15 protein-coding genes and 1 pseudogene are annotated in these 13,787 nt (G+C 52.3%); 5 read left to right on the top strand and 11 right to left on the bottom strand.

Going from position 1 to position 13,787, the window contains the following annotated elements; genetic code table 11:
• The first annotated feature begins 55 nt into the window (after positions 1–55).
• The 3 genes from uraH (at position 56) to AC6I8I_RS22510 (ending at position 1,964) form a co-directional block, all read left to right on the top strand.
• Complete coding sequence (uraH, locus tag AC6I8I_RS22500; RefSeq protein ID WP_312055613.1) at positions 56–466, top strand: hydroxyisourate hydrolase; 411 nt, start codon at positions 56–58, stop codon at positions 464–466.
• 5 nt (positions 467–471) lie between these two features.
• Positions 472–963, top strand: coding sequence for a GlcG/HbpS family heme-binding protein (locus AC6I8I_RS22505; RefSeq protein ID WP_312055612.1), 492 nt, complete (start codon positions 472–474; stop codon positions 961–963).
• Between the two features lie 257 nt (positions 964–1,220).
• Positions 1,221–1,964, top strand: coding sequence for an SDR family oxidoreductase (locus AC6I8I_RS22510; protein WP_312055611.1), 744 nt, complete (start codon positions 1,221–1,223; stop codon positions 1,962–1,964).
• A 198-nt stretch (positions 1,965–2,162) separates the two neighbouring features.
• Here AC6I8I_RS22510 and AC6I8I_RS22515 read toward each other — a convergent pair whose 3' ends face one another.
• The gene (locus tag AC6I8I_RS22515) at positions 2,163–2,783 is read right to left on the bottom strand and encodes a LysE family translocator (RefSeq protein WP_312757607.1); all 621 of its coding nucleotides are present in this window, start codon (positions 2,781–2,783) and stop codon (positions 2,163–2,165) included.
• Between the two features lie 965 nt (positions 2,784–3,748).
• Positions 3,749–3,889 carry a hypothetical protein gene (locus AC6I8I_RS22520; RefSeq protein WP_156475007.1) on the bottom strand — a complete coding sequence of 47 codons (141 nt, stop codon included), beginning with the start codon at positions 3,887–3,889 and terminating at the stop codon, positions 3,749–3,751.
• Between the two features lie 175 nt (positions 3,890–4,064).
• Between AC6I8I_RS22520 and AC6I8I_RS22525 the strand changes: the two genes are divergently transcribed.
• Positions 4,065–4,451, top strand: a complete 387-nt coding sequence (locus AC6I8I_RS22525) for a Rid family hydrolase (protein ID WP_083069412.1) — start codon at positions 4,065–4,067, stop codon at positions 4,449–4,451.
• A gap of 663 nt (positions 4,452–5,114) precedes the next feature.
• Here AC6I8I_RS22525 and AC6I8I_RS22530 read toward each other — a convergent pair.
• The 3 genes and pseudogenes from AC6I8I_RS22530 to AC6I8I_RS22540 all read right to left on the bottom strand — a co-directional run.
• A pseudogene (locus AC6I8I_RS22530) lies at positions 5,115–5,306 on the bottom strand (helix-turn-helix transcriptional regulator); the annotation flags it as partial.
• Positions 5,307–5,410: 104 nt separating this feature from the next.
• Positions 5,411–6,868 (bottom strand): MFS transporter, encoded by a 1,458-nt coding sequence (locus AC6I8I_RS22535; protein ID WP_083069410.1) that lies wholly within the window; start codon positions 6,866–6,868, stop codon positions 5,411–5,413.
• A 103-nt stretch (positions 6,869–6,971) separates the two neighbouring features.
• Entirely contained in the window at positions 6,972–7,718 is a 747-nt protein-coding gene (locus AC6I8I_RS22540; RefSeq protein ID WP_061704204.1) for an SDR family NAD(P)-dependent oxidoreductase, read from the bottom strand.
• Between the two features lie 128 nt (positions 7,719–7,846).
• Between AC6I8I_RS22540 and AC6I8I_RS22545 the strand changes: the two genes are divergently transcribed.
• On the top strand, positions 7,847–8,695 hold the full coding sequence (locus AC6I8I_RS22545) for a LysR family transcriptional regulator (protein ID WP_061704203.1): 849 nt from the start codon (positions 7,847–7,849) through the stop codon (positions 8,693–8,695).
• A 27-nt stretch (positions 8,696–8,722) separates the two neighbouring features.
• Here the strand turns inward: AC6I8I_RS22545 and AC6I8I_RS22550 are convergent, their stop codons facing one another.
• From AC6I8I_RS22550 to AC6I8I_RS22575, 6 genes are all read right to left on the bottom strand, one after another.
• Positions 8,723–9,034 carry a chorismate mutase gene (locus AC6I8I_RS22550; RefSeq protein WP_073999548.1) on the bottom strand — a complete coding sequence of 104 codons (312 nt, stop codon included), beginning with the start codon at positions 9,032–9,034 and terminating at the stop codon, positions 8,723–8,725.
• Between the two features lie 105 nt (positions 9,035–9,139).
• Positions 9,140–9,718: a DUF308 domain-containing protein gene (locus AC6I8I_RS22555; RefSeq protein ID WP_061704201.1), complete on the bottom strand. Its 579-nt coding sequence runs from the start codon at positions 9,716–9,718 to the stop codon at positions 9,140–9,142.
• Positions 9,719–9,949: 231 nt separating this feature from the next.
• Complete coding sequence (locus AC6I8I_RS22560; protein WP_312057413.1) at positions 9,950–10,585, bottom strand: hypothetical protein; 636 nt, start codon at positions 10,583–10,585, stop codon at positions 9,950–9,952.
• Between the two features lie 330 nt (positions 10,586–10,915).
• Positions 10,916–11,506, bottom strand: coding sequence for a TetR/AcrR family transcriptional regulator (locus tag AC6I8I_RS22565; protein WP_061704200.1), 591 nt, complete (start codon positions 11,504–11,506; stop codon positions 10,916–10,918).
• Positions 11,507–11,561: 55 nt separating this feature from the next.
• Entirely contained in the window at positions 11,562–12,137 is a 576-nt protein-coding gene (locus AC6I8I_RS22570; RefSeq protein WP_061704199.1) for a cytochrome b, read from the bottom strand.
• Positions 12,137–13,180: a catalase family peroxidase gene (locus tag AC6I8I_RS22575; protein ID WP_061704198.1), complete on the bottom strand. Its 1,044-nt coding sequence runs from the start codon at positions 13,178–13,180 to the stop codon at positions 12,137–12,139. Before AC6I8I_RS22575 ends, AC6I8I_RS22570 begins: the two co-directional genes overlap by 1 nt.
• Between the last annotated feature and the right edge of the window lie 607 nt (positions 13,181–13,787).

Below are 13,787 nucleotides of genomic sequence, written 5' to 3' on the forward strand. Positions count from 1 at the left end.
AGGAACCACCGTACCGGTATAACAGCAGGACGATTAACACCGGAGTATTAAAAAAATGAAAAAGAGTCTCACTGCGCTGGCGCTCGCCACGCTGCTTGCCGTTCCCGCAGTCAGCTTCGCTGCCAGTAAAAATCCGCTGAGCGTTCATGTGCTGAACCAGCAAACCGGGCTTCCGGCCGCAGAGGTTGAGGTGATGCTGGAACAGAAACAGGGAGAAAGCTGGAAAGTGCTGAACACCGCCAACACCAACCAGCAGGGTCGTATTGATGCCCTTTGGCCAGCAAAGCCGTTTGCAGCGGGTGACTATCGGGTGATTTTTAAAACCGGTCACTATTTCGCGGCACATCAACAGCAGAGCTTCTTCCCGGAAATCCCGGTGGAGTTCCATATCACCAATACCACGACCACCTATCACATTCCGTTACTGCTCAGCCAGTACGGTTATTCCACCTATCGCGGGAGCTGAAATAAATGAAACGTTTACTGCTGGCAGTGATGCTGACAACCGGACCTGCCGTGGCGCTCGCTGCTGAGCCCGCCTCCGTTTATGACATGACCCAGGCGCTGAGCAATCAGCTGGCAACCGAGGCCCTGTCTGCCTGCCATAGCATGCATCGTCAGGGCGTGGTGGCGGTGGTGGATCGGGGCGGAAATCTGGTGACGCTGATGCGGGATGACAACGTGGGACCTCACAATACCCAGGCGGCCTGGCGTAAAGCGTTCACAGCGCTCTCCACCAAAACCCCAACCAGACAACTGACCATCAAGGCGCAATCATCACCGGAAAGCGCCAACCTGAACACGGTTAATGAGCTATTACTGCTGGGCGGCGGCGTACCGGTGCAATATCGCGGCCAGTGGATCGGGGCTATCGGCATGGCAGGCACCGGTGGCGCAGAGTCCGACGATCAATGTGGCACCGAAGCAATTAACAAAGTGCTGGGTAACGGCAAGCAACAGTAATCACCCTGCGGTGCGGCGGATGTTATTGCTGTCAAACGCGGGGAAGAAACGCTTCCCCGCGCTGTTAGATCAGTTGCCGCCGGAACGTCTGCTTTGTGCCAGCAGCGGACACTGCTAATCCCCTTATACGCACTTAAACAGTTTGCAATGCTGCTGATTTATTCCTCAGATAAAAATAGCACTAATGGAAAGATGTCACTTCGCTTCCTTATGTATATCTCCATCCATCGATATTTATTAATCAAGGATGCACAAATATGCTGAGAGGTAAAAGAGCTGTGATCACCGGTGGCGGCAGTGGATTTGGTCAGGCGCTGTGCGTGTGGCTGGCGCGAGAAGGTATCGAGGTGGATTTTTGTGCGCGGCGGGCAGAGGATATTCACGATACCTGGAGCATCATCGCTGCTGAAGGTGGCGTGGCAAAAGGGTATATCTGTGATTTAACCCGACCTGAATCCCTTTCTCAGTTTTCTTCACAGCTGTTAACTTCAGAAAAGCCTATAGACATTTTAATTCTGAATGCTGCTCAGTGGTTGTCAGGGAGATTAGATGATCAGCCTGACACAGAAATTATCAATACCGTCAGTTCAGGCCTCACAGGTTCGATTCTACTTACTCAGGCTCTGCTGCCTGGGTTAAGACGTTCAGAAAATGCTGATATTGTCTCAATTATATCTACATGTGGAGTCCCGAATTTTACGGATTCTATTGCGCACCCAGCCTTTTTCGCCAGTAAACATGGGCTTAGCGGATTTACAACCAAGCTGGCACAACAGTTATCTGAAGAAAATATACGTGTTACCGGGTTGTACCCTCCGGATTTCGAAATTACAGGGATAGACACTTCTGTCGATAGTCAATCCAGAATGGGTGAACGTCTCATGAATGGACGAGCGGTCTGGGAAACAATTCGTTTTGTGCTGATACAGCCTCGAAGTTGCCATATAAGTAGCATCTATTTTCAGGGTCCAACTCGCGAAGATCTGAACACCAGGAGCTGAAGGGGATGACGGAGAGCAAAATGGTCAACGTCCGCTTTTCGCTCATAGCGGACCTTGCCATGCACATGTGTCCGCTTCGTGCCAAAAGCGGAAGTAACTTCTGATAGTTTGTGTGGATCAACTGGGAGCATGTCAATTGTCGATGCAACCCAGACTTTACGACAACTTTAGTTTTAATCAGTAGGCTGAACAGAGCGCTTATCGAGTGCTAAAAGCCAGCCTGGCTGCAAAGCATAAAAAGAGTCCCCCGGTTGCACGATCCATTGCTCTGATGACGCGGCTTTTTTTCAGTATGCCGGACGCAAAGTGTGTAGACATGATAAGAGTGACTGACCACAGCGTGCCAATCAGGACATGGATGCTGACAAGTATAAATGTCCAGATTAAGGGTGAGTGCCCGGCAGGTATGAACTGAGGTAAAAACGACACATAAAAAATGCCAATTTTTGGATTGAGTACATTTCCAAGCATCCCTTTTACAAACCAGTTTCCCTGAGAAGATGTATTGCCATCATTTTCACTGAATGACGATCGGGGACGCCTGAGCAACTGTAAGCCCAGCCAGCACAGGTAGCCCGCTCCGCAGATTTTCAGAATTGTGTAAGCAAGCTCTGAAACCGCTAGCAGAGCCCCAAGCCCGAGTGCGACAAGCGCCCCCCAGATGAAACAGCCGGTATCGATTCCAATGGCGGCCTGAAAAGCTTTCTTCCCACCTTCGGCACAGGCAGTTCGAAGGATCAGTGCTGTATCAAGACCAGGAGTAAGGGTAAGCAACAGTGCTGCAAAGGAGAAAGCGAGAAGTGAATCGGTGACTGACATTTTCTTTATCCGAAAGAGCGGATGCTACCTACTTATTTTTGGCTGATCAATAGGTTGAAAAATAGTTCTGGAAAAAATAACAAAAAATTGATGGTGAGGGGATCAGATTATCCTCGTTAAGGCCGTATTCAGTTTGTCTTCAGATAATATGTCGGCTCTTCGCTCTTAGCGGACATTGCATCCGGAACGTCCGCTTTGTGCCAGGAGCGGACTTTCAACACATGGCGGTTAACTGGTTTATTTCGCTGAACACGACGTCTCTGGTCAGCACCCGGAATAGTCATTTCACTGCGTGCTGATTAGTACCCGGAATTTATGGCTGTGACTATTTTTGGCTTTATGCCAGCACGACTCCCTGTTGCACTATCCCCTGAGCGACTCCTGCGGCGGCAGGTTTGCACTGGAGCGTATTTCAGAAACGCAGGGTAAAGATATTGCGCCATCGGCATGCACGTCACCACCGTGACACCCGGCTCATTCCTTACGGACCGCGTGGGACGTTCGATGGTATGAAGCGCCCGAATGATGCCTGACACGCTATTCGGGCATATTCGTCAGGCACGGGAGGCGAAAAGCGGAAAACAATCCGGAAATTCCGGCAAGCCTGCGCAGACCATACTGGCGTTGAGAGGAACCCGACGCCACCGGCGCATCTGTTGTAAGGCAGTGATGCCCAGGGGTTAGCCGGTCAAAAACTGGCGGCCCTTAATCAGGAAATTGTCTGGTGGAAGGATCTTACGCGTTCAACCGCTGACGGCTGAAACAGACGGCCACTGATCTGACTTTCCGGACTGAAGACGCGATCAGATTCCGATGCATAGACGGTGCACCACGTAAGCGAAAACAGAGAGTTTAGCGGCTTGCTGGTCGCTGCCTCGCAGCCAGCTGAGCCTGTTGTGTCAGCGTTGAGATCCGCGGGGGCGGACGCGCGGAGCAATCCGAGCCGTGCCGGATAAGCCGGGTACTCAGCGCTGTCCCGACAGCCAGGCAGACATTATGTGACGCGCAACGATAAAGCTATGGATCATGGCTACGCCGCTGTGACTGTTGCCCGGCATGCTGTAAAAATTGCCGCCCATCCCGGCGACGCTAAGCGGTGTCCCCATTGCATACCGGGCAGAATGACGACGTTGATTCAGGCGCAAAAAGATAAATGCTGGCGATACATTTAGATTAAGTTAACCGGGTCAGAGAAATGAATAGTAAGCCAGCGGCGCTTTGCACGTTATGAAAGCGTTGAATAGCATCGGCATAGGATGACATCATCAACCTGAGGCAAGCATGAAAAAATCGATCGTTCCTGAAGACTTTAAGCATTATTTCGATGACTGGCACTTCTCTCCGGTCATCGATGCAGAGGGTACGGTGTATCTGTCAGGTGTAACTGCAGCGCGAAAGGATAAACCCATTAGTAAGGATCCAGAAGAACAGTTTCACGATGCCTTTTATAAGCTTGGCGTTTATTTAAAAGCCGCCGGTTTAGGCTATGAACATATTCTGGAGATGACAACGTTTCATATTGACCTGAAAAAACATAGCGCACTGTTTTCTCATGTTAAAGATAAATATATAAAAGCGCCTTATCCGGCATGGTCTGCCATAGGCGTGTCGGAATTTATCCCGGAGAATGCACTGGTGGAAATGCGGATTGTGGCTAAAAGAGGATAATAGTTATAAATCCTGCGATACAGATGAGGTCTGTCAGAAGCGAAAAGTGGACTCCGCCAGCGCTTGTTTCTGACTACTCTGCCTGACTCAGAAAAAGGTTCTTGATTATTTTATCCCTGGCTATCGTCACCTGACTACCGGGGGTATGATTACCGGACTGGCATCAGCGATTTACCCCATTTAACTGCATCGTTAGCATAACACTGATTGCCAGTGAGATAATCTACTGATAGCCCTTTAGCAGAGCTCGCAAGACTACCCGGCATTTGACTCTTTACGTTCCTCCTCATCGACCTCACGTGGAAAATAGATGAAGCCTGACGGCGCCCCCTTGACAGGGAAAAATAAATAGTCGTTAAACGTCATTATCCATTACGCACGGGAAGCCGGGCCGGATAATGCCATCTCTTAGAAAATCCGTTAATTTACTTTTTCTTTAACTACATAAACACCACTATCGCGCCTCAACCTTTTAACCCTCTTACCAGGCCCTGTCTTTTAACAATAAATAAAAAAGATGACTGCAATCCTTACGCTCACATCTGGCACAAAGCGGCTATCAGATTTGCTATCCCTGAAATAGCCAGAAATTCAATGCCCGTCTTACTAAGGCGATGATACAAATACCGGCGTTTGCTGTACGGGCGCAACAGAAAAATGACGCTACATGTGTTTTATCTTCTCTGCCGGAGACCGGCCAGACCGACATTTAAACTCCCGATTAAACGTCGACAGACTTTCAAATCCTGCTGCGGCCGCAGTCATCTGCTGACGAACCATCAGCATATGCGGCTGGTAAAAGCGGGCTGATTTTACATACTGCATAGCCAGCATCCTGATATTGCGTGTGAAATGATGACGAAGCAATCAGATTCCAATGCACAGGCGGTGCACCATGTAAGCGAAGACAGCGGGCTTATCAACTGGCTGCTGCCTCGCAGCCAGCTGAGGCTGTCATGTTATCGTTGGGATTCGCGGGCCTGGCTCGCGAAACTCTCCGGGCCGTGCCGGATAAGTCGTGTACTCAGCGCAGCCCCGATAGCCAAGCAGGCGGCCATTGTGAGAAGCGCAACAATAAAGGCATGGGTAATGGCTGCGCCGCTGTGACTGCTGCCCAGCATGCTGTAAAAAATGCCGCCAATCACGGCGACGCTAAGCGCCGTGCTGATCTGTAAGGTGGCGCTGGTTATTCCCGCAATCATGCCTGAGAACGATGGCGCGACCTGGCCCGTAACCATCCGCACCAAAGTTGGCATCGCCAGTCCCTGCCCCATACCGGTCACAAAAAGCAACGCGGCGAGCGGCAGCATGGCGGGCGGTTTGCCCGTCAGCGTCATGGCAATCAATCCTGCCATGCCCGCCAGCCCGGCGGTTTCACATCCCATCCCGATTGCGCTCAGGTAATGACCGGTAAATCGCCTCAGCCAGGGCGTCAGTAACGGACCGATCAGAAAACCCACGCCAAACGGCAGAAAAATCGTGCCTGCGCTCAGCGCATTTAAATGCAGTGCGCCCTGCAGATAAACCGAAAACAGAAGGAAGAAGGTGCCAATGGAATAAAACAGTAAAACAATTACGAGTCCCTGCCCCAGCCCTGGGGCGCGTAATACGTCCGGATCCAGCAGGGGCGATCCGCCCTTCTGGCTGAGCCGTTGCTCATAGCGCCATAACAGCACGGCCAGCAGCGGGAAGGTAAGCAATAACATCCACGTCCACCAGGGCCATTCCGCTTCACGCCCTTCAATCAGCGGTACGATCAGCGCGCTTAGCGTTAATGTGGCCAGCAGTGTACCTACAGGATCAAGCCGCTGCGCCACCCGCGCCCGCGTTTCTTTCAGCAGCGGCAGACCAAAAAGAACGACCAGGAGTGCCACTGGCAGGTTAACCAAAAAAATCGCCCGCCATCCCAGATGGAACAGGTCGGCTGAAATCAGGATCCCACCCAGGACCTGTCCGATCACAGAGGCCAGACCAAACACCGCGCCATAGATACTCAGTGCTAAGGGTCTCTCCGCTTCGGGAAAAATGACCTGTACAGAAGCCAGCGCCTGAGGGGCCATAATGGCAGCCGTGGCGCCCTGTAATATCCGTCCGGCTATCAGTACCCAGGATGATCCGGCAAAACCGCACAGCAACGATGCCGCAGCAAACCCAATCAGCCCGATAAAGAACATCTTTCCGCGACCGTAGATATCACCCAGCCGGCCACCGGTGATCAGGGTCACGGCATAAACAGCAGCATAGGATGAAATAACCAGCTGTTCCGCCGAGGAAGTGGTGCTCAGCTCATTCTGAATAGCAGGCAGTGCCACGTTAACAATAAAGAAATCGAGCGGCGGCAAGAATGCCCCGACCAGTAAGATAATAAACATCGCCCAGCGGCGCGGCTCAGCGTGCGGGATGCTGTGTGCCGACATAGATCACTCCTTATGGAACAGTTTCCCAGGTAAGGACACGTGGTAATCGGGAATGTTGAGTTCGCAGGGCAGGTCACCCCGCTGAAACGTAACGCCGTCCCGGTCAGCGCATGCCACCGGAGGCGAGGATCACCTCACCGCTGATCCATGCCGCCTCGTCTGAGGCGAGAAAGGAGACGATCGGCGCAACGTCCTTCACCTGTCCGATGCGGCCGAGCGGCGTCTGCTCCTCATTCCATCTCTGGAAGTCTGAGTTCATCGCACCAGCGCTATGGCTTCCTTCGGTTTCGATCAGGCCAGGATTGACTGCATTGACGCGGATTTGCCGGGGGCCCAGCTCTCTGGAAAGCACACCGGTGATGGCGTCGATCGCGCCTTTGGCCCCGCTATAAATGGCGCTCTCCGCAAGAAAAACGCGGGTGACGAACGAACTGATGTTGATGATGCTGCTGCCTTTACCCAGGTGCGGCACGGCTGCGGCGCTGACCAGTAAGGGGCCCAGCACATTGATGTCGAACTGCCTGCGGTAAAGCGCCTCGGTGCTTTCCTCAATGCTGGCAAACTGATAAACACCGGCGTTGTTCACCACAATGTCCAGCCGTCCGAAAAATTCGAGTGTGGTGTTAATGAGTAACTCAACCTCTGGCTGGCGGGTGACATCCGCCGCGACGGCCGTTGCCTTTCCGCCAGCAGCTTCAATCGCCGCAACTACCTTTTCTGCCCCGTTTCTGTCTGAGAGGTAATTGATGACAACGTCTGCACCGTCAGCAGCCAGCTGGCGGGCGATCCCGGCGCCTATACCTTTTGAACCACCGGTAACGAGGGCAACTTTGCCTTTGAGTCTGTTCATACTTTCGCTTCCTGTAAGAGCCGCCTGAGGCGACGGAGTGAAAGAACCTATGGTGATACCTGCAAAGTTGTTTGAGAACTGACACTTTTGTATATTGGCCGTTCATTTTTGAACGGTGGGTTCAGCGTATGGAGTGGGGAGATGTTCAGGTCTTTCTTGCCGTCATCCGTAACGGCTCGTTCGGCAAGGCGGCATTGAGTCTGGGCGTAAGTCATCCGACGGTCGGACGCCGCATTAAAGCACTGGAGGATGAGGCGCAGCAGGCGCTGTTCCGTCGCACAAAAGAAGGTCTGGTGCTGACCGATGCCGGTGATGGCGTCATGAAACTGGCAGAGGCGATGGAAAATTCCGCGCTGGCACTGGAGCGACGTCTGGCGGGTAATCACGACCGTCTTGAAGGAATACTGCGCATCTCCGCCGCAGAATGGTTTACTAACACTGTACTGGCACCCGTGCTGAGTGAACTGACGCGCCGTCATCCGGCAATTGTGCCGGAGGTGATTGCCAGTTTCCGCCTGCTTGATCTGTCGCGCCGTGATGCGGACGTCGCGTTTCGTATCGTTCCCTTTACCGATCCGGATATCGTCCAGCGCCGCCTGATGAGTGTGCCCTACGCGCTTTACGGGACGCCAGAAACGGCACAGGCGCTGCTGACAGAGCCCTCATCGGTGGGTTTGATCCTGATGAATACCGGACAGTCACATTTTCCTGACGTCGCCTGGCTGCTGGAGAAGTTTCCGCAGTCACGACCTGCCTTTAAAAGCACAAGCCGGGCTGTGCAGGCACAGATGTGCCTGCGGGGAATGGGCGTCGCCGTACTGCCTCAACCGCTGGGTGATACCACACCTGGCCTGCAGCGCATAGCAACGTCCGATTTTCCACCTTCACGGGATATCTGGGTCGGATACCATCAGGATCTGCGTCATATGGACCGCCTGCGCGCCTTGCTGGACCTTGCAGACAGGATGCTGATCTGAACGTCATGTCGCTCAGGTCGCCGCTTCTCAGGCCGGTCTCTCCGTGTGAGATGCTTTCACTTCCCCGTGCCTGCGGACCACTTCATCAATAATTGTGCGCATAAATCCTTCCACAAAATTCGCGTCAAGACCTGCACTCTGCCCGATTTCTCTGAATCGGGTGAACTGCAGGGTTTCTCTGCCTGTGTCAGTTCCTGGCAGATGATGTGCGGCTTTGAGCTCACCCACTTTATGCGTGCAGCGGAAACGCTCAGCAAGGATATGGATAAGCGCAGCATCGAGATTATCGATCGTCAGCCGATACGAGAAGAGCTCTGCCTGATGATCATGAGAACACATTGCTTCACCTCTGACATTAACCTGATTTAATTGTGGGTCAGACTGACGGCGAAATGCTATTAGCCGCCAGATTATGAGTGGCCGTTAAACCGCCAGTTTTAGGGTTCAGCAGTGAGCCCTGTTTCGACGACTCTTTTTTATGGTCAGGGTGATGGCCGAAATCAGGAAATAGAAGACGCCAAAAGCCGCGTAAGGCACAACCGTGGTCACATCCAGAGCCATATTACTGCTCGCCTGTTTAAACATAAACACACCCGCTAATGCAGATTGCGCGCCGCTTAATATCATTGCCCACTGTCCATTAGCCTGTTTCCAGCGACGAACGGACGCCGAGAGCTGCAGTACACCTGAAAATATGGCCCACAGCCCAAAAACTTTAATGGTGGCATTCATACTGATAGAGAGCGCCCAGATAATAGCAGCGGCGACAAGCAGGCTGACGATAAAGTTAAATTTCTGGGGGGGGTTAACTGACAATCCGCCGGATCGACTGGCATCCAGATAATTCGCGATAGCATCCCATGCCGGATAGAGAACAAGCAGAACAGCACCAGTCGCGGGATTATTTTTTCCTATCAGTACCGCAAGGGTAATCCAGACAAGCGATCCCGCCGCACGAATATAGTAGTAAGAATGAAGCCATTGATTCTGAGCTTTGGCAGATAGTAATGTGTTGGTTCGCATGATGACTCTCCAGATTGATTTTACTTATTACAGATAATGCAGGTGAGAGGATTCACCTGATTTAATCCAGTATTCATTTCGTCAGGTAATAAAATAAGCAGGCACTAAATTCCCCAGGCTATCTATTTCTGATAGTGTATTTACAGAAACAGACCTTTAATTAACAGAATGGCGTGCCCGTTAAAGCCATCGATGAAAATCTGTTATCATATTTAATTACTGTGCTCAGTTTCAGCCACGGCCCGCCTGGCGATATCCCGTCTGGTTTAAATGACGAAGCCGGCGTATACGCAATGGATTGCCGCGGTAAAAAGGCACCGGCGCCCGGACAAATTCAGGTGCGATCCAGATATAAATGATTGAAGGTGTCAGGGTTACGGGCGGGTAAGGTTGCGGGCAGGCAAAGAAAAAATCTGAAACAAGCGAATAACAACAGGAATCACATCTTAATTCAGGATGTTTTCTGTTTATTTTCTCATATACCCCTGAATCGGCCTGCTTAACCGACTCACTGCTATTAGCGTCAGACGCTTCACTGAAAGCATTATCAGTCAGGTTGCATGCGGTTAGATTTTCCCTGATAGGTTTTGCAGAAACAGGGGCTGTCCGGGCCGGCTGTAATAGCATTTTTCTGCTGGCGAGCAGTTGTGCAAGCATCGAGTCAATATCTGCCCGGCGCGGGGGCTCAGTGGCAGACTGTTTTTGCATGACGGGCTCTTTTGAGGCTTCAGAGCGGGAAAGCCGGACCTGCTCTTGCAGCTGAGACTGAAAACCTGAGGCAATTGGATCGGGAAACCGATCATTCATTCTTACGGTATTCAATGCTGCAAAATCTGGCATGGAAGACAGTGCTCGAATAGTCGTCATCTGTAACCTCTCCGTCTGAGTCAGGGTGCAGTGAAATAGCCTTCATCAGGGTATTTCTTCAATCGTTAACTTTCGTGAGGCGAACTCAGGTCCGCACCGTAAAATCATCCGACCTATCAGAAGGTAGGCTCGGCAGTGATAAACACACCGGCTGATGATGCCCTGCTTCATATGGGGCATGTAACCGCTCATTTTAATTGTTGCGAAACCCGGTCGCCGTAACTGCCCTGCGGTTTCGCGTTTTAATAAGCCAGTGAGCCTGGCTGCTGACGGAATAAAACCGGTCAGACGGCCTTTAAATCCGCCAGGCAACACCTTATCTGCGTTGACTCAGTGTGATTTCACCAATCTTCCGATGGCCGGTTTCACAATTTCCAGAAATACGTCAGCGTTATTAAAAGCACGCGCAGAGATAATGGCACCATGTACCGTCGCCATGAGCGATTTAGCTTCAGTGGCTGCATTTTCCCGCAGAGTAAATACGCCGCTCTTCTCGCCTCTGCTCATTACGCCAGTGAGCCAGTCCGTGAGATCGGCAAAATGACCACTGACTTCCTGAGCCACTTCTTTGGGTAAAACCGGTAATTCAACAGCCAGCGTCACACAAATACAGAAAGGGGAGTTGTTCTCTTTTATGCAGGTTGCCCAGAAGTTTACATAGCTGTTTATTTCGCCCAGCGCATCTCCGACGAAATGCTGACTGGTAGCTGCCATTCCTGCCTGTGCCTGCTGACGATAGTCACTGACAACCGCCTGAACCAAACCCGCTTTACCGGGGAAATGGTGATGAATACTGGACTTGCGAATCTGAACCCGTTCAGCTAAATCAGCATAGCTGAAGCTGTTATATCCACCGGAGGTAAGCAGTTCCCGGGTATGGTGCATAATTTCTTCGGCTTTCTGTGAACGTTCTGTACTCATCCGGGCTCCGGCAGCAAAAATAAAAATAGCGTCAAATCTCTAAACGGCCCTGAACCTACTGACCGTCAGCCGGGTTGTCAAGAGCCCCTGACGTGGAGCTTTTGCGGATACCCGCCATACTGCTGAATACGCCATCGCGCAGGATCAACGCGTGAAACAGCGCAGCGGCAAGATGTAAAAGGACGGTCACGAACAGCGCCAGTGCTACCCAGCTGTGAAGCGGCCGCAGCAGCGCCCAGGTGTCGTTGCTTACCGGAATAATGGGCGGCAGCACCAGATGACCCAGCGTGACAGGATAGCCCGCCGCCGACAGCATCGCCCAGCCGAGCAGAGGCTGAGCCAGCATCATGGCATACAGCGCCCAGTGTGAGAGGTGCGCTAATGCTTTCTGCCAGCCCGGCAGCGTGGCCGGAAGTGCAGGCGTCGAGGTAGTGAACCGGATCCACAGACGAACAATGACCAGAACTAAAATCATCAGGCCCAGCGGCTTGTGAATGGCAACCAGCAGGCCGTGCAGGGACGAAACCGTAGACACCATCGCAACGCCAATAAACAACATGGCCATAATGGCCGCCGCCATCAGCCAGTGGATGACCCGCAGGGCCGGGTGAAATCTGTTATGCCGTTTCATCAGTGAGTTTCCGCCTGTTCATGAGTGCGTGCATTGTAAGATTTGGCGTAAGCGGATGACCGGGCATTCAGAAGCGGGTCATCTGAGGCAGTAATGCCATCCGGTAAAATCAGCGGGTCAAAATTAATGTCATTACAGGCACCCTGCTGCTGTGGCGTCATTTTGTTAATGGTCAGCGTGCCAGCATTGATCTTCTGACGATCGGCTGCCCAGTCAATCGATGCGTCGTTGCTTTTATCATGCGGGCCTGCAACGGTGATAATCAGGTCCCATTTCTGCGGCCCCTGCGCCAGCCGCTGCTCAAGGTCGCGCTGAAGGAAATCAGTGTTTTCTTTCTCTTTCTCATCCAGCGGCTGATAGTCGGCGTGTGGCACCATACTCCAGCGCACCAGATGTGAGTGGCCTTCTGGATCAATAAAATTAAATGCGTTCAGGCTGTTAAAGCGATCGCGGGTCCAGCCTGAAGAGGGCACATATTGCTTTGCCCAGGCAAAGAACGTTTTGATTTCCGGATGCTGCTGCACAAAAGCCTGCATTCTGGCAGGGTCGCGTTTACCGGTTTGTGCGTCCGGCAGCGAGGCTATCTGGAGATCGTAAAATCCCTGTACGCTCTGCACCGGAAAAAACGGCATCGCATTCATACCGGTGCGCCACTGCTCACCATTTTTCTGATAAAACGCCAGCGCCATACTGCGCACCGGTACCGCATAATCGGGCGCATTCGGATTGCCGCCCGCAATAGCTAAACGGCCTGTCACAGGCGTGTCGCCTGGCGCGAAAAGAGCCGCACGCGAAAGGAAACTGGCGTTACCGTTAGCAGCAAAATCACCCAGAATACAGACGCCTTTAGCATGATTGCGGCGATAGCCCGGATGGTGGCCGCCAGATTTTTCTAACGTTGCCACCAGTTTGTCGGACGTCAGCCGGCTGGTCTTCAGCCACCCGCCAGCCCACAGGAACAGAACAATCAGCAGCAAAGGGACCAAGGCAATAAGCGCCAGGCGCACTATTATCTGACGGACTGTAAGAGAACGTTTATGCATGAATATACTCAACATGGCAGAAGTTAGAGTTATCGCTCATCCCATTATCTTTTACATGTGATAACAGGCTGACTTTCTAAGATACGCAGGGCGCTTTCAGTAAATCTACTAGTAGGTAGGCTGGCATGTCAAAGCATGATTGCGCTCTTTTTAAACCTGCCGTGCTTTTGCCGCAGCAAAGTGCTGTAGCGATGACAGAGAAAATGCCATAGCGATTACAGGGGTACTTTTCGGCCCCTGCCGGGAAGCAGCAGTAAGATCTCCGGCATCGTTACGGAGATCATTTTCGGATTCAGCAAAGAAATGCCGGTAAAGCACGCAGCGTTTCCTGCGGATTTTCTTTCGCCTTAAAGTGGCCGCCGGCAACTTCCACGTCTACATCCTGCCAGGCCCCGGTGCCAGGTTTCTGCACGGCGAAGAGGCTCAGGGGAAAAAACAGAACGCGAAAGGATGAACAGGGCACGGCCCCGGAACGGAACGGCACGGTGCCGGGCCGGTCCTCAGCGGCCACATCCTTTTGTGGCCTGTGAACGCCCGCTGCAGGGGTTGACCTGGCTGTTGCCATCAGACACTAGCCGTCAGACCCGAACCCCGCAGGGATTCGGCG

The sequence above is a fragment of the Pantoea sp. X-Soil-YNGN-775 genome (assembly GCF_059730575.1).